22 protein-coding genes are annotated in these 20,479 nt (G+C 74.8%); 13 read left to right on the top strand and 9 right to left on the bottom strand.

The window, feature by feature from the left end; genetic code table 11:
• Positions 1–986 (top strand): AAA family ATPase (locus ACFSBI_RS09840; RefSeq protein ID WP_377934449.1); only part of this gene is annotated, 986 nt, incomplete at its 5' end.
• 237 nt (positions 987–1,223) lie between these two features.
• On the opposite strand, the gene ACFSBI_RS09835 is transcribed toward ACFSBI_RS09840, so the two are convergent.
• Both ACFSBI_RS09835 and ACFSBI_RS09830 read right to left on the bottom strand, forming a co-directional pair.
• On the bottom strand, positions 1,224–2,033 hold the full coding sequence (locus ACFSBI_RS09835) for a shikimate 5-dehydrogenase (protein WP_377934459.1): 810 nt from the start codon (positions 2,031–2,033) through the stop codon (positions 1,224–1,226).
• Positions 2,030–2,905, bottom strand: a complete 876-nt coding sequence (locus ACFSBI_RS09830) for an NAD(P)-dependent oxidoreductase (protein WP_377934447.1) — start codon at positions 2,903–2,905, stop codon at positions 2,030–2,032. Before ACFSBI_RS09830 ends, ACFSBI_RS09835 begins: the two co-directional genes overlap by 4 nt.
• A 51-nt stretch (positions 2,906–2,956) precedes the next feature.
• On the opposite strand from ACFSBI_RS09830, the gene ftsY reads away from it, so the two are divergent.
• A complete protein-coding gene (gene ftsY / locus ACFSBI_RS09825; RefSeq protein WP_377934445.1) occupies positions 2,957–3,829 on the top strand; it encodes a signal recognition particle-docking protein FtsY in 873 nt (290 codons plus the stop codon).
• Between the two features lie 153 nt (positions 3,830–3,982).
• Here ftsY and ACFSBI_RS09820 read toward each other — a convergent pair whose 3' ends face one another.
• The 4 genes from ACFSBI_RS09820 to lipB all read right to left on the bottom strand — a co-directional run bounded on the left by ACFSBI_RS09820 (position 3,983) and on the right by lipB (position 6,990).
• Positions 3,983–4,564: an iron transporter gene (locus ACFSBI_RS09820; RefSeq protein WP_377934444.1), complete on the bottom strand. Its 582-nt coding sequence runs from the start codon at positions 4,562–4,564 to the stop codon at positions 3,983–3,985.
• Positions 4,565–4,698: 134 nt separating this feature from the next.
• On the bottom strand, positions 4,699–5,220 hold the full coding sequence (locus tag ACFSBI_RS09815) for a gamma carbonic anhydrase family protein (RefSeq protein ID WP_377934442.1): 522 nt from the start codon (positions 5,218–5,220) through the stop codon (positions 4,699–4,701).
• 64 nt (positions 5,221–5,284) lie between these two features.
• On the bottom strand, positions 5,285–6,337 hold the full coding sequence (lipA, locus tag ACFSBI_RS09810; protein ID WP_377934440.1) for a lipoyl synthase: 1,053 nt from the start codon (positions 6,335–6,337) through the stop codon (positions 5,285–5,287).
• Positions 6,334–6,990 carry a lipoyl(octanoyl) transferase LipB gene (gene lipB / locus ACFSBI_RS09805; RefSeq protein WP_377934438.1) on the bottom strand — a complete coding sequence of 219 codons (657 nt, stop codon included), beginning with the start codon at positions 6,988–6,990 and terminating at the stop codon, positions 6,334–6,336. The genes lipA and lipB overlap by 4 nt, the downstream gene beginning before the upstream one ends.
• 32 nt (positions 6,991–7,022) lie before the next feature.
• On the opposite strand from lipB, the gene ACFSBI_RS09800 reads away from it, so the two are divergent.
• Positions 7,023–7,646: an HD domain-containing protein gene (locus ACFSBI_RS09800; RefSeq protein ID WP_377934436.1), complete on the top strand. Its 624-nt coding sequence runs from the start codon at positions 7,023–7,025 to the stop codon at positions 7,644–7,646.
• Here the strand turns inward: ACFSBI_RS09800 and ACFSBI_RS09795 are convergent.
• Entirely contained in the window at positions 7,643–8,569 is a 927-nt protein-coding gene (locus ACFSBI_RS09795) for an aldo/keto reductase (protein WP_377934434.1), read from the bottom strand. The genes ACFSBI_RS09800 and ACFSBI_RS09795 overlap by 4 nt on opposite strands.
• A gap of 233 nt (positions 8,570–8,802) precedes the next feature.
• Here ACFSBI_RS09795 and ACFSBI_RS09790 point away from each other — a divergent pair, with 233 nt between their 5' ends.
• The 5 genes from ACFSBI_RS09790 (at position 8,803) to ACFSBI_RS09770 (ending at position 13,265) form a co-directional block, all read left to right on the top strand.
• A complete protein-coding gene (locus ACFSBI_RS09790; RefSeq protein ID WP_377934432.1) occupies positions 8,803–9,777 on the top strand; it encodes an NAD-dependent epimerase/dehydratase family protein in 975 nt (324 codons plus the stop codon).
• Positions 9,778–9,892: 115 nt separating this feature from the next.
• Positions 9,893–11,446: a signal recognition particle protein gene (gene ffh, locus ACFSBI_RS09785; protein ID WP_377934430.1), complete on the top strand. Its 1,554-nt coding sequence runs from the start codon at positions 9,893–9,895 to the stop codon at positions 11,444–11,446.
• A 51-nt stretch (positions 11,447–11,497) separates the two neighbouring features.
• Complete coding sequence (locus tag ACFSBI_RS09780; RefSeq protein WP_377934428.1) at positions 11,498–11,893, top strand: PPOX class F420-dependent oxidoreductase; 396 nt, start codon at positions 11,498–11,500, stop codon at positions 11,891–11,893.
• Between the two features lie 29 nt (positions 11,894–11,922).
• The gene (locus ACFSBI_RS09775; protein ID WP_377934427.1) at positions 11,923–12,456 is read left to right on the top strand and encodes a YbhB/YbcL family Raf kinase inhibitor-like protein; all 534 of its coding nucleotides are present in this window, start codon (positions 11,923–11,925) and stop codon (positions 12,454–12,456) included.
• On the top strand, positions 12,453–13,265 hold the full coding sequence (locus tag ACFSBI_RS09770; protein WP_377934425.1) for a phosphatase PAP2 family protein: 813 nt from the start codon (positions 12,453–12,455) through the stop codon (positions 13,263–13,265). Before ACFSBI_RS09775 ends, ACFSBI_RS09770 begins: the two co-directional genes overlap by 4 nt.
• Positions 13,266–13,286: 21 nt before the next feature.
• Here ACFSBI_RS09770 and ACFSBI_RS09765 read toward each other — a convergent pair whose 3' ends face one another.
• Positions 13,287–13,712 carry an ester cyclase gene (locus ACFSBI_RS09765; RefSeq protein WP_377934423.1) on the bottom strand — a complete coding sequence of 142 codons (426 nt, stop codon included), beginning with the start codon at positions 13,710–13,712 and terminating at the stop codon, positions 13,287–13,289.
• A 112-nt stretch (positions 13,713–13,824) separates the two neighbouring features.
• Here ACFSBI_RS09765 and ACFSBI_RS09760 point away from each other — a divergent pair, with 112 nt between their 5' ends.
• Positions 13,825–14,625: an LLM class F420-dependent oxidoreductase gene (locus ACFSBI_RS09760; protein WP_377934421.1), complete on the top strand. Its 801-nt coding sequence runs from the start codon at positions 13,825–13,827 to the stop codon at positions 14,623–14,625.
• A gap of 42 nt (positions 14,626–14,667) precedes the next feature.
• Positions 14,668–14,847 carry a hypothetical protein gene (locus tag ACFSBI_RS09755; protein ID WP_377934419.1) on the top strand — a complete coding sequence of 60 codons (180 nt, stop codon included), beginning with the start codon at positions 14,668–14,670 and terminating at the stop codon, positions 14,845–14,847.
• A 1-nt stretch (position 14,848) separates the two neighbouring features.
• On the opposite strand, the gene ACFSBI_RS09750 is transcribed toward ACFSBI_RS09755, so the two are convergent.
• Complete coding sequence (locus ACFSBI_RS09750) at positions 14,849–15,988, bottom strand: glutamate--cysteine ligase (protein ID WP_377934417.1); 1,140 nt, start codon at positions 15,986–15,988, stop codon at positions 14,849–14,851.
• A gap of 126 nt (positions 15,989–16,114) precedes the next feature.
• Here ACFSBI_RS09750 and ACFSBI_RS09745 point away from each other — a divergent pair, with 126 nt between their 5' ends.
• The 3 genes from ACFSBI_RS09745 to ACFSBI_RS09735 form a co-directional block, all read left to right on the top strand.
• On the top strand, positions 16,115–17,161 hold the full coding sequence (locus tag ACFSBI_RS09745; RefSeq protein ID WP_377934415.1) for a 3-oxoacyl-ACP synthase III: 1,047 nt from the start codon (positions 16,115–16,117) through the stop codon (positions 17,159–17,161).
• Positions 17,158–19,716 (top strand): alpha/beta fold hydrolase, encoded by a 2,559-nt coding sequence (locus tag ACFSBI_RS09740; protein WP_377934413.1) that lies wholly within the window; start codon positions 17,158–17,160, stop codon positions 19,714–19,716. The genes ACFSBI_RS09745 and ACFSBI_RS09740 overlap by 4 nt, the downstream gene beginning before the upstream one ends.
• On the top strand, positions 19,713–20,479 hold a 767-nt coding region (locus ACFSBI_RS09735; protein ID WP_377934411.1), incomplete at its 3' end, for an NAD-dependent epimerase/dehydratase family protein. The genes ACFSBI_RS09740 and ACFSBI_RS09735, both read left to right, overlap by 4 nt.

Raw genomic sequence — 20,479 nt, 5'->3', positions numbered from 1 at the left:
GCGCCGCGGAGCGCGGGGTGCAGCGGGAGGCGGCCGAGGCGGGGCTCGCGGCGCTGCCAGCCTGGCAGGCGTCCATCGACCGCTCGGCCGCCGAGGCCGCGACCCGGCTCGCGCACCTCGAGCACGAGCGGCGCGAGCACGACGCCGAGCTCCGGGAGGCCCGCGCCGGCCTGACCGCGGCGCTCGCCGCGGAGCTCGCGGCCGACCACCTGGCGCGGGACCTCGACATGCGGGCGTACGAGCTGCAGGTCTCCCTCGGCGCCGTCCGCGACCGGGCCGCGACCGAGCTGGGGCTCGACGCGGCAGCGCTCGCCGCGGAGGCGGTCCCGGGCCTCGATCGCGGGGAGGAGGAGCGCCGCCTCGCCGCGGCGGAGCGCCGCCTCGCGCGGTTGGGGCGGGTCAACCCGCTCGCGCTCGAGGAGTTCGCGGCGCTCGAGCAGCGGCACCGGTTCCTCGGCGAGCAGCTGGAGGACCTGCACCGGACGCGCGCCGACCTGCTCGCGATCGTCGACGACCTCGACTCGCGGATGCGGCAGATCTTCGACGCGGCGTACGCGGACACCGAGGCGGCTTTCGCCCGGATCTTCCCCGTGCTGTTCCCGGGCGGCACGGGCCGGCTCTCGCTCACGGACGACGCGGAACCCGGCGTCGAGGTGTCGGTGCGCCCCGCGGGCAAGCGGATCGAGCGCCTGTCGCTGCTGTCCGGTGGGGAGCGCTCGCTCGCGGCCGTGGCGTTCCTGCTCGCGATCTTCACCGCCCGGCCGAGCCCGTTCTACATCCTCGACGAGGTGGAGGCCGCGCTCGACGACGCGAACCTCGGCCGGCTGCTCGAGGTGGTGTCCTCGCTGCGCGACTCCTCGCAGCTGATCCTGATCACCCATCAGAAGCGGACGATGGAGATCGCGGACGCGCTCTACGGCGTCTCGATGCGGCAGGACGGTGTCTCCGCGGTCGTCGGCCAGCGGCTCGCGGCCCGCACGGGCTGACGATCCTCACCGCGTCCGCCGGGCGCCGGACCCGCGGGGTGGGTCAACAGCGCCGCGGCGGCCGCGGCGAGCAGTCGATCGAGCTGTCGTGAGCCCCGGTTCCGGTGCTCCCGATGTCGGGTAGCGGCTGTAGCAGCAATCTAATCCGCGCCCGGAAATCGCCACATCCCCTTTCCGGGTTTCATTTCGTAGGCGGATTGCGGCTGATACTTCGGATCCGCCTACGAAATGCAAGGGCTATGCGGAGCGGGCGAATCGGGATGCGCGGTCGACCTGGTCGCGGGTGAGCGCGACGCCCGTGTACCGCTCGAACTGCAGCGCCGCCTGCAGCGCGTGCACCTCGGCGCCGGTGATCACGGGCAGTCCTTCCGCGCGGGCGGCCCGGATCAGCGGCGTCTCGGCGGGCAGCGCCACGACGTCGATCACGGCGGAGGCGCCCCGCAGCAGGCCGGCGTCGAACGCGAGCGCGTCCTCGTCCGGGCCGGTCATCCCGATCGGGGTCACGTTCACGAGCACGTCGCCGGAGTCCGGGTCCGTCGTGAAGGCGTGCCCGTCCCGCTCGGCGATCGCCCGGCCCGCGGCCTCGTTCCGCGCCCACACCGTCGTGCGCCCGAAGCCCGCCCGCGCGAGGGCTGCGGAGACCGCGGACGCCATGCTGCCGCTGCCGCGCAGCACCACCTGCAGGTCGCGGTCCAGCCCGGAGCGCTCCAGCAGCTCGCCGACCGCCTCGACGTCCGTGTTCGACCCGGTGAGCCGCCCCTCGTCGTTCACGACCGTGTTCACGGCGTCGATGTCGGCCGCCGACGGCTCGAGCCCGTCGAGGAACGGGATGATCGCGGTCTTGAACGGCATCGAGACCGAGCAGCCCCGGATGCCGAGCGCCCGGACGCTTCGCACGGCTCCCTCCAGGTCGTCGGTGGTGAACGCCTTGTAGAGGAAGTCGAGCCCGAGCTCGTCGTAGAGGCGGTTGTGGAACCGCGTCCCGAGGTCGCTCGGCCGCCCCGCGAGCGAGATGCAGACGCGGGTGTCCTTGTTCAGCACCCTCAGCCCGCCGGTCGGAAGGCCGCGACGACCCCGGCCATGTCCTCGCTCCCGTGCCCATCGCCGCTCGCGCGGTCGTACGCCTCGACGGCTCCGTCGAGCAGCGACAAGGTGACACCCTGCTGCTCGGCGGTCCCGCGGGCGAGCCGCAGGTCCTTCAGCACGCCGTCGAGCTGGAACTGCGCGTCCTCGGTGGTCCCCTCGATCATCGCCTTGCCCTTCACCTGCACGTAGGGGGAGTCGGAGGCGCCGCCGGCGAGCGCACCGGTGAAGTCGGCGGGGTCGAGCCCGAGCGACTCGGCCAGCGCGACGCTCTGCGCGATCGCCGCCGTGAGCGTGCCGATGAAGGCGTTCGCGACGATCTTCAGCGCGCTCGCACGGCCGGGCTCGTCGCCGAGGCGCATCGTCCGGGAGCCCATCGCGTCGAGCGCGGGCTGCGCGCGGTCGATCGCGTCGGCGGGCCCGGAGACGAGCATGACGAGCTTCCCCTGCTCCGCCGGTCCCTTCGTGCCGAGCACGGGGCCGTCCACGAAGGTGAGCCCGCGCTCGTCCGCGAGACGCGCCAGCCGCGCGGTGCCGTCTGGCCCGATCGTGCTCGACTGCAGCCAGACCGCGTCCCCGATCGCGTCCGCGACGTCGCCGATCACGGACTCGACCGAGTCGGCGTCGAACAGCATCGTGATCACGACGTCGGCCTCGCGCACGGCGTCCGCGGCCGACTCCGCGACGGTCGCCCCGTCGTCGGCGAGCGGCCGCGCCTTCTCGACCGTGCGGTTCCAGACGGTGACGGGCAGGCCGGCGCGCAGCAGGGAGCGTGTCATGCCGGCGCCCATGGTGCCGGTGCCGAGCAGGGCGATCTTCGGGGAGGAGGCGGTCATGGCCTCATCCTGAACGCGCGTCGCTGGGCGGAGTCCTGTGAGACTGGGGTCGTGGCGGAACGCAGAGGCTTCGGCGCACGGCTGCGGAACCTCTTCGGCGCCGTGCGGACGATCGACGAGGACACGTGGGACGACCTGGAGGGCGCCCTGATCGGCGCCGACTTCGGGCCCGACATCACCGAGTCGATGATCACGGACCTGAAGGAGAAGGTCGAGCGCTACCGCACGACCGACCCGCGGGACCTGCAGCGGATGCTGCGCGAGGACGTGGAGGAGCGCCTCGCCGGGTTCGATCCCACGCTCAAGCTGACGGACCGGCCCGCGGTCGTGCTGGTCGTCGGCGTGAACGGCGTCGGCAAGACGACGACGATCGGCAAGCTCGCGAAGTACGTCGGCAACTTCGGGCGCTCGGTCGTCGTCGGCGCCGCGGACACCTTCCGCGCCGCCGCGGTCGAGCAGCTCGCCACCTGGGCGGAGCGCGGCGGCGCGGCCGTCGTCCGGCCGCAGCAGCAGGGCCAGGACCCGGCCTCCGTCGCGTTCCAGACCGTCGAGTACGCGAAGCGGACCGGCACCGAGATCGTGCTGATCGACACGGCCGGCCGCCTGCACACCAAGGGCGGCCTGATGGACGAGCTCGGCAAGATCAAGCGCGTCGTCGAGAAGCAGTCCCCGATCGCCGAGGTGCTCCTCGTCCTCGACGCGACGACCGGGCAGAACGGCGTGCTGCAGGCGCAGGCGTTCATCGAGTCCGCGGGCGTCACCGGCCTCGTGATCACGAAGCTGGACGGCAGCGCCAAGGGCGGCTTCGTGCTGCGCGTGCAGGACGAGACGGGCATCCCGATCAAGCTGATCGGGGAGGGCGAGCGCATCCAGGACCTCACCGGCTTCACGCCGAGCGTCTTCGCGCAGGGCCTCGTCGGCTGACGGGACCGCCTGCGCCGCCCCCTCCGCTGGTCGAGGTGCGGAAGCGCAGCGGAGCCTTGAGACCACCCGGTCGACGGGTGACCTCGAGGCTCGCTGCGCTCGCACCTCGATCAGCGGGAGGCGTGCCGCTGTCGGCGAGAGGCGCTTCCGGCCCTACTGCGGCGGCTGCACCGGCTCCTTGTCGCGCTCGATCGACACGCCCGTGAACTCGACGTCGACCGGCTCGACGAAGCGGCGGCCGTTCACCTCGTCGTGGCGCAGGAAGGGCGCCGGGTCGATGTGCACCTTCAGCGTGTACTCCCCGTCGGCGGGCAGCACCCAGTTGCGGGCGTAGTGGTAGATCATCGGGTGCCAGACGAGCTGCTGGTCGTAGGGGCCGAGCTCCTCGCCGTCGGGCGTCACGAGGGACGCGGTGACGTGGAGGTTCGGGACGAAGCGGCCGTCGGCGGCGTCCATCACGGCGATCTCGACGTGGGCGTTCTCCTCGTGGGGGTTGTTCCACTGCAGCTCGCCGCCCTCGAGCGAGTACATCCCCTCGGCCTCCTCGATGGCGAAGCCGACCAGGTAGTCGCCCGCCTCCTTCGTGCCGCCGGTGTCGGCCACCTGCTCGGCCATGTACAGCACGGCCTCCTTGTAGGCGTCGCCCTGCTCGACGGCCCGGTCCAGCTGCTTCTTCGTGGCCTCGGAGGTGTCGGGGTCGAGGGGCGGCTGCTCGGCTGCGGTGGTGTCGGTCATTCGTGCTCCTTCCGTGGGACGACCTCCACCGTGCAGTGCTTGCCTGGGCGCAAACGTTCCGTTCGCTGGAGGCGACCTCTGCGGAACCTGGGCGATCTCACACGTGCGGCGTCACGGGGGAGCCTGTGCCGGAGTCAGCGCTCCGCGGCGGAGCGGTACGCGCTCGCGAGCTCGCGGTAGGTCGCCGCGTTCTGCCGGATGCGCGCCGCCTCCTCGTCGGAGATGCCGCGCCGCACCCGTCCCGGCACGCCCGCGACCAGCGAGCGCGCCGGCACCTCGGCGCCCTCCAGCACGACCGCCCCGCCGGCCACCAGCGACCCGGCGCCGATCACGGCGCCGTTCAGCACGGTCGCGTTCATCCCGATCAGGCAGTCGTCCTCCACCGTGCAGCCGTGCACGACCGCGCCGTGCCCGACGCTCACCCCGGCGCCGATGCGCGCGGGGGACCCGGGATCGCCGTGCACCACGACGCCGTCCTGCAGGTTGCTGCCGGCACCGAGCACGATCGCGTCCCGGTCCGCGCGGAGCACGGCGCCGAACATGACGACGGCGTCCGCCTCGATCGTCACCCGCCCGATCACGGTCGCGGTGTCCGCCACGAAGGCGGAGGGGTGGATCTCAGGCAGCACGCCGTCGAACGGCAGGATCAGGGGCACCCCGTCAGCGTGCCCCGCGCGCTCGCGCGGTTCCTGTGGCGTCGCGCGAGGAGCCGCCGCGGACTCAGCCGACCGCCTGCGCGAAGCCGAGCGACGGGTCGGCGAGGTGCTGGAGCCCGTCGGGCAGCGCGCGGCCCTTCGCGGCCATCGAGCGGGCGTAGAGGCGGCCCGCGCGGTAGGAGGAGCGCACGAGGGGCCCCGCGAGCACGCCGAGGAAGCCGATCTCCTCCGCCGCGGTCTTGAAGTCCTCGAACTCCGCCGGCGTCACCCAGCGGTCGACCGGGTGGTGCCGCGGCGTGGGGCGCAGGTACTGGGTCAGCGTGATGATGTCGGTGCCGGCCGCGTGCAGGTCCTCGAGCGCCTGCAGCACCTCGTCGGGCGTCTCGCCCATGCCGAGGATGAGGTTCGACTTCGTGACGAGGCCGGCGTCGCGGGCCGCGGTGAGCACGCCGAGGGACCGCTCGTAGCGGAAGGCGGGCCGGATCCGCTTGAAGATCCGGGGCACGGTCTCGACGTTGTGCGCGAAGACCTCGGGCCGCGAGTCGAAGACGACCTGCAGCAGCCCGGGGTCGCCGGAGAAGTCGGTGGCGAGGATCTCGACGCCGGTGCCGGGGTTCAGCTCGTGGATCCGCCGGACGGTCTCCGCGTGCAGCCAGGCGCCCTCGTCGGGCAGGTCGTCGCGGGCCACGCCGGTGACCGTCGCGTAGCGCAGCCCCATCGACCGCACGGACTCGGCGACCCGGCGCGGCTCGTCGGTGTCGTAGTCGGCGGGCTTGCCCGTGTCGATCTGGCAGAAGTCGCAGCGGCGGGTGCACTGGGACCCGCCGATCAGGAAGGTGGCCTCGCGGTCCTCCCAGCACTCCGAGATGTTCGGGCAGCCGGCCTCCTGGCAGACCGTGTGCAGGCCCTCCTGCTGCACGAGCGAGCGCAGCTGCTGGAACTCGGGGCCCTGCTTCAGGGTCGTGCGGATCCACGCCGGCTTCCGCTCGATCGGCACCGCCGCGTTCCGCGCCTCGAGGCGCAGCATCCGCCGGTGCCCGGCCTGGGCGGCCTCCTGCTCGGGGGAGAGGCCCGTGGAGGGGAGTCGGACGACCCCGGGCGTCGCGAGGTCGGTCATGCGGCCACCTTCTTCTGCTGGCCCGCGAGGCCGAGGACGCCGTCGCGGAAGTGCTGGAGCACGATCGGTGCCGCGTCGGCGGGCGTGATCGTGCGGCCGGTCAGCGCCGACAGGGTCGTGACGCCGGCGTCCCGGATGCCGCAGGCGACGATCCGGTCGTAGGGCGCGAGGTCGTTGCTGCAGTTCAGCGCGAAGCCGTGCATGGTCACCCCGTCCTGGACGCGAAGGCCGATCGCGCCGATCTTGTCCCAGCCCTCCGACGTCCGCACCCACACGCCGCTGCGGCCCTCGACGCGCTCGCCGACCACGCCGAAGGCGGCGGCGACGTCGATCATCAGGGCCTCCAGGTCGCGCACGAACGCGACGACCTCGTGCCGGTCGGGCAGCCGCAGGATCGGGTAGCCGGTCAGCTGGCCGGGCCCGTGCCAGGTGATCTTCCCGCCCCGGTCGACGTCGACGACGGGGGTCCCGTCCACGGGTCGCTCGTCGTCCGCGGTGCGCTTGCCCGCGGTGTAGACGGGGGAGTGCTCGCAGAGGATCAGCGCGTCCGGTGCGCCGCCCACGACCGCGGCGTGGGTGCGCCGCTGCAGCGCCCAGCCCTCGCGGTAGTCGAGCAGGTCGGGAGCGAGTCTCGTCGCGACGACGTCGATCACGCCGGGAAGCCTAGGTCGGACAGACTGCTCGGGTGCGCCCCGAGGACCACCGCCCGCCGGCCACGCCGGTCGTCGGCGCGGCACGGGAGGTCGCGGCCCAGCACCTCTCGCCGGCGCTCCTCCTGCACAGCGAGCGCAGCTGGTACTGGGCGTCCGCCTTCGCCGAGGTCCTGGGCTTCGGCGACCTCGACCGCGAGCTGCTGGCGGTGGCCGCGCTGCTGCACGACCTCGGTCTCGCTGAGGTCTTCGACGCCGTGCGCGCGCCGTACGAGACGGCGGGCGGTCACGTCGCCGCCGTGCTCGCGGCGGGTGCGGGCTGGCCGGCCACGCGGCGGCAGCGGCTCGTCGAGGTGATCGAGCGGCACAACTGGCCCGAGGTCGACCCCGGGCTCGACCGAGAGGGCCACCTGCTCGAGATCGCGACCGGGCTCGACATCTCGGGCGCCCGGCCGGACGTGCTGCCGCGCGACTACCTGCGGGCCGTGCTCGCCGAGCTGCCGAGGGGCGACCTCGGCGCGGAGTTCGGCGCGCACCTGGTGGACCAGGCGGCACGGAAGCCGGGGTCGCAGGCGCACCGCATCCTGCACGGCGGAGTGCTCGAGCGCCTCGCCCACCACCCGCTGGAGGACCCGGCTCTGCTCCGGCCCGCCGACTAGAAGCCGGGGTCCGCGAACAGCTCGTCGATCCGCGCCCACGTCTCCTCGTCGAGGTCCGGTGCCGCCTCGACCGCCTCCGGCACCGCGTCCCAGCCGGGGCCGGGCACCGCCGGCACGATCGGCGCCGGGTTCGCGGGATGCGCGAGCAGCCAGGCGAGTGCAAGCGCCTGCGTCGACACGTCCCGCTCCCGCGCCAGGTCGCGCAGGGCGATCAGCTGCTCGAGGCGCGGCTCGGCGGGCGCCGTCCGCTCCGCCCCGGCGGCGACCGCGCGCTCCGTCTCCTCGGCGGCGGCGACGTGCCGGTCGCTCAGCCGCCCGCCCGCGAAGACGCGCGTCGGCAGCACCGCGACGTCCTCGCCGAACGCGAGCTCCAGCAGGTCCTCCTCGACCTGCCGGTCGAGCAGGCTCCAGCCGACCCGTGCGAAGGCGGGGCGCGGCAGGCCGGCCGAGTCCGCGGCGGTCAGCCAGCCCTCGAGCGCGCGGACGTCGGCGTCCCCGGCGCCCCAGGCGCGGATCGTGCCCGCCGCGATCGCCGCGGCGAGCGCGGTCACGGTCGCCTCGGGCGCGGTGTCGCGGTCGGTGCCGCGCAGCCACACGGCGTCGAGGCGCCCGAGCCGCGGGGCGCGGGCGGTCGCGCCGCGCGTGACGCGATCCGGGGAGAGGTCGCTGCCGCGCTCCGGGTCGACGGGGACGCCGATCGCGGCGAGCAGGACGGCGTCCTCGGGCTGCCGCTCGTCGAGGAACGACTGCGCCGCCGTCTCCCGGGCCCTCGCCCCGTCGGTGACGTCGAGCGCGCGCACGCCGAGCTCCCACGCCTCGTGGAGCACCCGCACGCCGCGGGCGACCGGCACCGGCTCGCGTGCGGGCCCGGCGACGACGCGGCTGACGGAGAGCCCGGAGAGCCCGAGGGGGATGGCGTCCACGGCCGAGGACGCTATCCGGCACGGCCGACAGCGCGGTCGGGAGCCGTGCGCCGCGACGCCGTGCGTCGGATCCGGTGCCTCGCTGCAGGATCCGGTGCCGCACCGAGGCCCGGAGGTGCACCGCACGCCTCTGACCCGCACCGGATCCGACGAGCATCGGAGCGCTCGTCCCTGACTCCGCCCTGAGCGGACGGGCTGGCGGCGCGGGAGCGGCGCACGACAGAGTCGCCCGCATGCGCGTACTGGTGCTCGGTGGGACGGCGTGGGTCGGCGGCGTGCTCGCCGCGGAGGCGGTGGCGCGCGGGCACGAGGTGACCTGCCTCGCCCGCGGCACCGGTCCGGCACCGGCGGGGACGCGCCTCGTGCGGGCGGACCGCGAGCGCCCGGGCGCCTACGAGGAGGTGGGCGGCCGCTGGGACGCGGTGCTCGACGTGGCCCGGGACCCGCAGCACGTCCGCGGCGCGGTCGAGGCGCTCGACGCGGCCTGGTTCGGCTTCGTGTCAAGCGTCAACGCCTACGCGGACCCGGCGACGCCGCACCAGGACGAGGCGGCGGCCCTGCTCGACCCCGACGCGGAGCCCGCGGACCCGGGCGAGGAGTACGGGCAGGGCAAGGTCGCCTGCGAGCGCGGGATCCTCGCGGCGTTCGGCGACCGCGCGCTCGTCGCGCGGGCCGGCCTGATCGGCGGCCCCGGCGACCACACCGGCCGCTCCACCTACTGGCCGTGGCGGTTCGCGCACCCGAGCGGGGACGCGGTGCTCGTGCCCGACGCCGCCCGGCGCTCCTCCGAGCTGCTCGACGTCCGCGACCTCGCCGCCTGGATGCTCGACCGGGCGGAGCGCGGTGCCGGCGGTGTCGTCGACGCGGTCGGCCCGGAGACGCCGCTGCCCGAGCACCTCGAGACGGCCCGGCGGGTCGCCGGGCACGCCGGCGAGGTCGTCGCGGCGCCCGAGCCGTGGCTGCTCGAGCAGGGCGTGCAGGAGTGGATGGGCCCGCGCAGCCTCCCGCTCTGGCTCGCGGACCCCGGCTGGCAGGGCTTCACGACCCGCGACGGCTCCGCCGCGCGCGCCGCAGGACTCGTCCACCGCCCGCTCGCCGACACGCTGCGCGACGCGCTGGCGTGGGAGGAGCAGCAGCCGGCGCATCCCCACGGAGCGGGCCTCACCGACGCCGAGGAGCAGGCCCTCCTGGACGCCCTCGCGCGGTAGCCGTGGCGTGGCGCGGTCCGCACGCCGACCGCGCCGCGCCGCACCGACCGCGCGCCGAGGCGCAGGGACCGCGCGAGGCGCCGGCGCCCCGCCCCGGCGGTAGGATCACGGCCCTATGGCTGCCTTCGGATCCCTGTCGGACCGGCTCACCGCCGCGCTCGCGAACCTCCGCACCAAGGGCGTCCTCACCGCCAGCGACGTCGACGGCACCGTCCGGGAGATCCGGCGCGCCCTGCTCGACGCGGACGTCAACCTCGACGTCGTCAAGGCGTTCACCGCCCGCGTGCGCGAGCGCGCGCTCGGGGCCGAGGTGAACAAGGCGCTGAACCCGGCGCAGCAGGTCGTGCAGATCGTGAACGAGGAGCTGATCGGCATCCTCGGCGGCGAGACGCGGCGCCTCGAGTTCGCGAAGCAGCCGCCGACCGTGATCATGCTCGCCGGCCTCCAGGGCGCGGGCAAGACGACGCTCGCCGGCAAGCTCGCGATGTGGCTGGAGAAGGAGGGCCACACGCCCCTGCTGGTCGCTTGCGACCTTCAGCGGCCGAACGCCGTCCAGCAGCTGCAGGTGGTGGGGGAGCAGGCGGGCGCGACCGTCTTCGCGCCCGAGCCCGGCAACGGCGTCGGCAACCCGGTGCGCGTCGCGAAGGACGCGATCCGCTTCGCGCGCGACAAGCAGCACGACGTGGTCGTCATCGACACCGCGGGCCGCCTCGGCGTCGACGCGGACCTGATGAAGCAGGCCGCGGACATCCGGCGCGCGACGGACCCGGACGAGGTCCTCTTCGTCATCGACGCGATGATCGGCCAGGACGCGGTCGCGACCGCGAAGGCCTTCCAGGACGGCGTCGACTTCACGGGTGTCGTGCTGACGAAGCTCGACGGCGACGCCCGCGGCGGTGCCGCGCTCTCCGTCGCCTCCGTCACCGGCCGCCCGATCGTGTTCGCCTCCACCGGCGAGAAGCTGACCGAGTTCGAGCCGTTCCACCCGGACCGGATGGCGAGCCGGATCCTCGACCTCGGCGACATCCTCAGCCTGATCGAGCAGGCGCAGCAGGCCTTCGACGAGCGCGAGGCGCTCGAGATGGCCGAGAAGATCGCCGAGGGCGAGTTCACCCTCGACGACTTCCTGAAGCAGATGCAGCAGCTCCGCGACAAGGGCGGGCTGATGAAGATGATCGGCATGCTGCCCGGCGCCCGGCAGATGCGGGAGCAGCTCGACCAGTTCGACGAGCGCGAGATCGTGCGCACCGAGGCGATCATCCAGTCGATGACGCCGCAGGAGCGTCGCCAGCCGAAGATCCTGAACGGCAGCCGGCGGCTGCGCATCGCCCGCGGCTCCGGCATGACCGTGACCGACGTGAACCAGCTGGTCCAGCGCTTCGAGCAGGCCGCGAAGATGATGAAGACCGTGGCCCGCGGCGGCGTCCCGCAGATCCCTGGCATGGGCCCGGTCGGCGTCGGCGGCGGGCGCCGGCCGCAGCAGGCGAAGAAGAAGCAGGGCAGCCGCAGCGGCAACCCCGCCAAGCGCGCGGCCGAGAACAAGGCGCTCGCGGAGGGCCGCCCGGCGAAGCCGGCGTCCGCGGGCGGCGCGGGCTTCGGCCTCGGCGGCGCCCAGGGGCAGGCCGACCAGCCGGACATGGAGCAGCTGCAGAAGCTCCTCGGCCGCTGACCCGCGCGGGGTGGATGCCGGTCCCAGCCGCGCACTCGTAGCGTCGCGACCGTGGACCTCCCGGAGACCGTGCTCGCGCTGCTGCACCGCGCCAGCCCCTGCTACCTCGCGACGACGATGCCCGACGGCTCGCCGCAGCTGACGCAGGTCTGGGTCGGCACCGACGGCGAGCACGTCGTCGTCAACACGGTCGCCGGGTTCCAGAAGCTGCGGAACATCGAGCGCGACCCGCGGGTCGCGGTCGCGGTGGCGGACCCCGACGACCCGTCGTCCTACGTGCAGATCCGCGGGACGGTGGTGGAGACGACGACGGACGGCGCGCGGGAGCACATCGACGAGCTCTCGCAGAAGTACCTGGGCCGCCCCTACCCGTGGTTCGGCGGCACGGACCAGCAGCGCGTGATCGTCCGCATCCGCCCGGACCGCGTGTCCTCGCCCCGCGGCTGAGCCCCAGCCCGCCGCCGTAGCGTCACGGGATGAGCGATCGCGACTACGACCCCTACGCCCGCCTCGACCCGGTGCCGTCGTTCCCGGTGACGAGCGACGACGTGACCGACGGGCAGCCGCTCCAGGCCGCGATGTACGGCGCCGACGCGGGCGGCGAGGACCGCTCGCCGCAGCTGACCTGGTCGGACCCGCCCGCCGGGACGCAGAGCTTCGCCGTCACGATGTACGACCCGGACGCGCCCACCGGCAGCGGCTTCTGGCACTGGGCGGTCGCGGACATCCCGGCCTCCGTCACCTCGCTCGCCGCGGGGGCGGACGCGCCCGACGGCGCGGTCGTGCTGAACAACGAGCTGCGGCAGCGCGGCTACACCGGCGCGACCCCGCCGCAGGGCACGGGCGTGCACCGCTACTTCGTCGTCGTGCACGCGGTGGACGTGCCGAGCCTCGGGATCGATCCCGACGTCACGCCCGCGGTGCTCGGCTTCAACCTGCACTTCCACACGCTCGGCCGGGCGATCCTCGTCGGCACCGCGGAGTTCGGCGGGGCGGGCGACTCCGCGTGACGGAGCGGGACCGGCGGCCTGCGCCGGCCTCGCCCCTGCAGGACCTGGACCGGTGGATCGGCGGCCTCGACCTGACCCGCTGGCCGGCGTTCATGCGGCCGGTGATCCGGGGTGCGGGGCGGCTGACCGAGCTGCTCGGCCCGTACTGGGCCTACCTGCTGCCGATCGTCATCGGCGCCGCGGTGTTCTCGACCGCGGTCTGGGCGTTCGGCGAGGTGTGGGAGGGCGTGCGCGAGCAGGGCGACCTCGCCCGCCTCGACGAGCCGGTGCTGCAGCTGGCGGTCGCGCTCCGCGCCCCGGTGCCCGACGCCGTCGTGACGGGCTTCACCTTCGTCGGCGGCCCGGTGGTCGCTCCGGTCCTCACCGTCCTCGCGATCGCCGGTCTGGTGATCGTGCGCCGGTCCTGGACGCCGGTGCTCGTGATCGTGCCGGCGGCGCTCGGCTCGCTCGCGATGACGATCGCGGGCAAGCGGATCTTCGGGCGGGAGCGGCCTCCGATGGCGGACGCGGTGCCGCCTTACGAGACCTCCGCGTCGTTCCCGTCGGGGCACACCCTGAACGCGATCGTCATCGCCGGGGCGGTCGGCTACGTGCTGCTGCTGAAGCGCCGCAGCGTCGCGGGCCGGGTCTGGACCGTGGCCGTCGCCGCGACCTACGCGCTCGGCATCGGGCTGTCCCGCGTCTACCTCGGCCACCACTGGCTCACGGACGTCGTCGCCGCCTGGGTGCTCGGCGCGGCGTGGCTCGCGGTCGTGGTCACGGTGCACCGCCTCTTCCTGACGGTGCACCGCTCGCGCGCGCCCGGCTGATCGCCGGACGCGCCCGGTCGGTCAGGCGAGCCCGAGCTGCTGCAGGATGCCCAGCTGGTCGGTCGAGCCCCAGCGCTCCGTCATCCGCCCGTCGACGAATCGCCCGACCTGGATGCCCCGCACCTTGAAGGTGCGGTTGGTCGCCTCGTGGCCGAGGAACTCGCCCGTGTGGGTGCCGGTCACGTCCAGCACGGCGGTCACGAAGTCCTCCGTCGAGATCACCTGCACGGGCTCCAGGGCCACGTCGTCGAACGCGCCCTTGAAGCCCTGCCAGAACCGGCCGATCCCGTCCGGCCCGTCGCCCTGGTCGGGAGCGGGGTCGTGGTCGACGAAGTCGTCGCTCAGCACCTCGCGCAACCGGTCCCAGTCCCCGGCGCCCACGATCTCGGCCATCCGCCCGTTGGCCTCCAGGTTCGCCTGCGCCTTGCCCTTGGCGTCGTCCGTCATCTCGTCCTCCTCGTGCCTGCCGCCGCGGGTGCGGCGGCCCGCCATGCCTACGCGGCGAACCTGACCGGTGCCGCTCCCCGATCGTGCAGCGGCACCGGAGGAGACTCGTCGCGTGAGCAGCGCCGCCTTCCACGCCGACGACCGTCCCGTCCGCATCGCCGTGCAGATCGCCCCGCAGCACCGCTCGATCACCGCGCACCGCGACGCGGCGCTGAAGGCGGAGGAGCTGGGCGTCGACATGGTCCTGAACTGGGACCACTTCTTCCCGCTGTCGGGCGACCCCGACGGGCTGCACTTCGAGGCGTGGACGCAGCTGGCGCAGTGGGCGGAGGCGACGGAGCGGGTCGAGCTCGGGCCGCTCGTGAACTGCAACTCGTACCGGAACCCGGACCTGCAGGCCGACATGGCCCGCACGATCGACCACATCTCGGGCGGCCGCTTCGTGTTCGGCACCGGGTCGGGCTGGGCGGAGCGGGACTACGAGGAGTACGGGTACCCGTTCGGCACCGCGGGCTCGCGGCTGGACGACCTCGCCCGTGATCTGCCGGTGATCCGGGAGCGCTGGTCGCGCCTGAACCCGCGGCCCGTGCGCCGCATCCCGATCCTGATCGGCGGTGCGGGGGAGCGGAAGACGCTGCGCATCGTCGCCGAGCACGCCGACGTGTGGCACAGCTTCGTGCCGCCGGAGGCGCTGCCCCACAAGCTCGACGTGCTCCAGCGGCACGCGGAGGACGTCGGTCGCGACGTCGCGGGCATCGAGATCGGCAACGAGCTGCGCGACCGGTCCGAGGAGACGGCGCAGGCGCTCCTCGACGCGGGCGTGCGCCTCTTCACGATCGGGCTGTCCGAGCCGGAGATCGACTGGGCGCCCGTGCAGCGCTGGCTCGCGTGGCGCGACGCGCACAACGGCTGAGCCCGCCAGGCTGAGCGCCTCGACTTCGAGGAGGAGAGCCTGATGGGCTTCGGACCGCCGGACCTGCTCGTTCCGCTGGTGCTCTACGCGATCGTCTTCGCGGTGGTCGCGGTGCTGGCCTACCTCGTGATCCGCTTCGCGGTGCGCGACGGCCTCCGCGGGCACACGCGCTGGCTCGAGCAGCGCGAGGGGCGCACCCCGCCGCCCGGCGGCGCCGACTAGCTCAGGGCAGCGGTCGCCCCGCCCGCATCTCGCGGATCAGCGCCGGCACGACCGCGTCGAGATCGGCGCCCGCGGCCGCCGACACCCGCGCCTGCCGCTCGGCGGAGCTGCCGCCGTCCAGCACCACGCGCACGTCCTGCAGCTGCTCCGCGCAGCCGAGCCGCTCCGCGATCGGCTCGAGCCGGGTCACGAGCGCCTCCAGCTCGTCGCGCACCGGGCGCTCCGTGCCGTCGCGGTCGACGATCGCGACCGCCTCCATGCCGTAGCGCGCCGCGCGCCACTTGTTCTCGCGCACGTACACCTTCTGCAGCACGGGCAGCGGCTCCCCGGCGCTCAACCGGGCGGAGAAGTCGTCGACCAGGCACTGCACGAGCGCGGCGAACGCCCCGACCTCGAGCAGCGTCGGCGGCCCGTCGCAGATCCGCGTCTCGACCGTGCCCCACTTGGCGCTCGGCCGGACGTCCCAGCGCACCTCGTCCCAGTGCTCGATGACGCCGACCCTGGTCAGGTCCGCCACGGCGGCCTCGTACTCCTGCCACGTGTCGAGGCGCGGCGGCAGGCCGGCGGTCGGCAGCTGCTCGAACAGCAGGGCGCGGTTCGAGGCGTAGCCCGTCGCCTCCCCGAACACGAACGGGCTGCTCGCCGACAGCGCCTGCAGGTGCGGGTAGTAGGTCAGCATCGCCTCGACGACCGGCAGCGCCTTCGCGGCGGCGTCGAGGCCGACGTGCATGTGCAGGCCCCAGATCAGCAGCTGCCGGCCGACGTGCGCGGTGCGGTCGAGCAGGGTGACGTAGCGCTCCTTCTGCGTCACCTCCTGGTCCTGCCAGCGCGCGGTCGGGTGCGTGCCCGAGCAGATCACCTCGAGCCCCATCGGGTCGGTCACCTCGCGCACCGCCTCGATCGTGCGCGCCAGGTCGTCCACGGCGCCGCCGACGGTGCGGTGCACGCCGCTCACGACCTCCACCGTGTTCGTGAAGAGCTCGCTGGTCAGCCGCTCGATCTCGTCGTCGTCCTGCGGCCGCGCGTGCTCGAGCACATGGGGTGCGGCGGGCGCGAGCGCCCCCGTCGCGCGGTCGACGACCTGCAGCTCCCACTCGAGCCCGAGGGTCGAGCGCTCCGACGACGCGAACTCGATCGACATGGCGCGATCCTGGCAGACCGCTCGGGGAGCGGTTCGGGAGCGGGCCGCCGGACCCGGTGCGCGCGCCCGTCGGGCAGAATGGAGGGCAGCCCGTCGCGCATCTCGTCTCGCGCGCGGGCGCGCCTCATGTATTGGAGCCCCACGCCCGTGAACGGCAACGCCACCTCGACGTACCGCAACGTCTCCCTGCTGTCGGTGCAGAGCGTCCTCGGACCGCTCGTCACCACCTCGGTCGAGATCGAGCGGCGCCTCGAGCCGATCCTGAAGCGGCTGCGCCTGCCGGCCGGCCTGCTCGAGCGGGTCGCCGGCGTCATCGAGCGCCGCAACTGGGGCCCCGGCCTCTCCTCCCACGAGGCGGCCGTGCAGGCCGGGGAGCAGGCGCTGCGGCAGGCCGGCGTGCCCGCCGCCTCGGTCGGCCTGCTGATCAACACCTCGATCACCAAGGAGCACCTCGAGCCGTCCGTCGCGACGCGCCTGCACCACGGGCTCGGCCTGCCGACGAGCGCGATCAACTTCGACGTCTCGAACGCGTGCCTCGGCTTCGTCAACGGCCTGAGCCTCGCGGCGGGCCTCATCGACGCCGGTCAGGTGGAGTACGCGATCGTCATCGACGGCGAGGACATCGACCGGATGCAGCGCACCACGATCGAGCGGCTCGTGCAGGCGGAGGGCCTCGAGCGCGCCGACTTCATGAACCAGTTCGCGAGCCTCACGCTCGGCTCCGGCGCTGCCGCGGCGGTGCTCGGCCCGGCCGACAAGCACCCCGAGGGCCACCGCATCGTCGGTGGCGTCACCCGTGCGGGCACGGAGTGGAACGAGCTCTGCGTCGGCTCGATGGACGGCATGACGACCGACACGAAGTCGCTGCTGAAGCGCGGGATGGAGCTCGTCACCGCCGCCTGGAACGAGGCGAAGCGCGACTGGAACTGGTCCGACATGGACCGCTACATCATGCATCAGGTGTCGAGCGCGCACACGGCCGCGTTCGTGAAGGCCGCCGAGATCGACCCCGACCGCGTCCCGATCACGTACCCGAGCCTCGGCAACGTCGGGTCGGCCTCGATCCCGATCACGCTGGCGCAGGAGTCGGACAAGCTGGTCAAGGGCGAGCGGGTGCTGCTCTGCGGCGTGGGCAGCGGCATCAACACGTCCATGCTCGAACTGGCCTGGTGACGGCCCCGACCGCTGCCGGCACCTTCCCGCCCGACCTGCCGGGGCTCGACCCCGCCTGGTCGCGGCTGGTCGTCGTGCCCGACCCCGCCACCGGCGGCGAGGCGGTGCACCACCTGCTCGACACGGGCGCGGCGCTCGCGGCGCTGGGCGTCGAGCCGGTCGGCACGATCCTCGCGGTGCACGGGAACCCGACCTGGAGCTACCTCTGGCGCGACCTGCTCGCCGAGTCGCTGCGGCGCGCGGAGGCGGGGGAGCAGGCGTGGCGCGTCGTCGCCGTCGACCAGCTGGAGATGGGGTTCTCGCAGCGCACGGGCGTCGTGCGGCGGGTCGCCGACCGGGTGCGGGACCTCGGCCTGCTCACCGACGCGCTCGCGCTCGAGGGGCCCGTCGTCGCGCTCGGCCACGACTGGGGCGGTGTGATCGTCAGCGGCTGGGCGCTCGCGCACCAGGACGTCCTCGCGGGCCTCGTGCTGACGAACACCGCGGTCGACGGCCACCAGGCGCTGCCGCCGGCGCTGCGCCTCGCGCTCGCCGCCTCGTCCGGCGGCACCGAGCGCACGACCGCCTTCCTCGAGACGACGCTGGCGATCGCGCACCCGCCGCTGGCACGACGGGTGAAGGACGCCTTCCGCACGCCGTACCGCGGCGCGGCGCGGCGCGGCGGGATCCGCGACTTCGTCGCCGACATCCCGGCGACCGAGGCCCACCCGAGCCGGCGGGCCGTGGAGGGGATCGCGGAGGGGCTCCGCGCGCTCGCCGCGCCCGCGCTGCTGCTCTGGGGGCCGCGCGACCCCGTGTTCCAGGAGCGCTACCTGCACGACCTGATCGACCGGCTGCCGCACGCCGAGGTGCACCGCTTCGAGGGCGCCGGCCACCTGCTGCCGGAGGACGTGGACGTGGCGGGCGCAGTGCTCGACTGGGTCGCGTCCCCGACGCGCTCCCGAGAGCAGGGGCGACCCGCGAGCGAGTGGCCGACCCGGCCGATGTGGGCGGAGCTCGACGACCGGGCGGAGGACGACGCGGTCGCGCTCGTCGAGCTGCGCGGCGACGGCGAGCGCCGGCTCCCGTGGCGGCTGCTCGCCCGCCGGGTGCGGGACCTCGCCGCCGGGTTCGACGCGGTGGGCGTGCGCGCCGGCGACCGGGTCTCGCTGCTCGTCCCGCCGGGCGGCGACCTCACCGCCGCGCTCTTCGCCTGCCTGCGCATCGGCGCGGTCGTCGTCGTCGCCGACGCGGGCCTCGGCGTCGCCGGGCTGACCCGCGCGGTCAACGGCGCAAGGCCGGACTGGGTCGTCGGGATCCCGCGTGCGCTCGCCGCCGCGCGCGCGCTCGGCTGGCCCCGGCGGCGCATCGCCGCGTCCGGCCTGTCGCGGCCCGCGCTGGTCGCGCTCGGCGTCGCGCACACCCTGCCCGAGCTCGCGCGGCTCGGCCGCGGCCGTGCGCTGCCGCAGGAGCCCGGGCCGGACGACCTCGCCGCCGTGCTCTTCACCTCCGGCTCCACGGGACCAGCGAAGGGCGTGCGCTACACGCAGGCCCGCCTCGCCGGGGTGCGGGACGCCCTGGTCGCGCAGTACGGCATCGGCCGCGCGACCGGACTGGTGGCGGGCTTCGCGCCGTTCGCGCTGCTCGGCCCGGCCCTCGGCTGCCGCACGGCGGTGCCGGACATGGACGTGACGAAGCCCGCCACGCTCACCGCGGCGGCTCTCGCGCGCGCGGTGGCGGCGATCGACGCCGACGCCGTCTTCCTCTCGCCCGCCGCGCTCACCAACGTGCTGGCGACCGACCCGGAGCCGGCCGCGTTCGACGGCGTCCGGCTGCTGCTCACCGTCGGTGCGCCGGTCGGCGCCCCGCTGCTCGACGAGGCGCAGCAGGTGCTCCGGCACGCGTCGCTGCGCACGCCGTACGGCATGACGGAGTCGCTGCTCGTCGCGGACGTCACCCGTGAGCAGATCCACGAGGCCGGCGACGGGGACGGGGTCCCGGTCGGGCCGGCGACGGCGCGCGCGGAGGTGCGGATCGCGCCGCTCGACGAGGACGGGCGGGCGACCGGCGAGCCGACGCACGAGCCGGACGTGACCGGGGAGATCCAGGTGCGCGCCCCGCACATGCTCGCCGGCTACGACCGGCTGTGGCGCACCACGCACGCGGCGCGCGCGGACGGCTGGCACCGCACCGGCGACGTCGGGCACCTGGACGCCGACGGCCGCCTGTGGGTGGAGGGACGGCTGCCGCACGTCGTCGTCACCGCCGACGGCGTCGTCACGCCGGTCGGCGTGGAGCAGGCGGCGCAGCGCGCCGGGGCGTCCCGGGCGGCCGCGGTCGGCGTCGGTCCGCGCGGCACGCAGCAGCTCGTCGTCGTGGCGGAGGGCGCGGAGGGGCCGCTCGCCGACCCGGCGCTCGCGGCCGCGGTGCGGCGCGAGGTCGGGCGCCCGGTCGCGGCGGTGCTCGCGACGCCCGCGCTGCCGGTCGACGTCCGGCACAACGCGAAGATCGACCGCGCCCGGGTCGCGGCATGGGCGTCCCGCGTCCTCGCGGGGGAGCGGGCGGGCCGGCCGTGAGGGTGCTCGTCACCGGCGCGAGCGGCTGGCTGGGCGCCGCGGTCGCCGGCGCGCTCGTCGCGGAGGGGCACGCGGTCCGGACGCTGCAGCGCCGGGCCTCCGGCGTCGAGGGGGCGGACGACGTGCTCGGCTCCGTCACCGAGCAGCAGGCCGTCGACGCTGCGGTCGACGGCGTCGAGGCCGTCGTCCACCTCGCGGCGAAGGTGTCCTTCGCGGGCGGCGAGTCCGAGTTCGTCGACGTGAACGTCCGCGGCACCGAGCGCCTGCTGCGCGCCGCGAAGCGCAGCGGTGCCACGCGCTTCGTGTTCGTGTCGTCGCCGTCGGTCGCGCACACCGGCGAGCCCATCGTCGGCGACGACGCGATGCCCGCGCAGCCGAGGAGGGCCCGCGGCGCCTACGCCCGCACGAAGGCGGCCGCGGAGGTCGCGGCCCTCGACGCGGACGCGCCGGGCTTCGCCGTCGTCGCCGTGCGCCCGCACGTGGTGTGGGGGCCGGGCGACCCGCAGCTGGTCGCCCGGATCCAGGAGCGCGCGGCGGGGGGCCGCCTGCCGCTGGTGGGCTCCGGCGCGGCGCTCGTCGACAGCACCTATCTCGACGACGCCGTCAGCGGGATCCTCGCCGCGCTGGCGGCCGCCGACCGGGTCCACGGGCAGGCGTACGTGCTGACCTCGGGCGAGCCGCGCCCGATCGCGGAGCTGATCGCCGGCATCTGCGCCGCGGCGGGGGGGGCGCCGCCGGGGGGGCAAGGGGGGGGGGAAGGGGG

Source organism: Amnibacterium endophyticum, from assembly GCF_042680685.1.
Lineage (GTDB): Bacteria > Actinomycetota > Actinomycetes > Actinomycetales > Microbacteriaceae > Amnibacterium > Amnibacterium endophyticum.
This window is presented reverse-complemented; position numbering and strand designations above follow the sequence as displayed.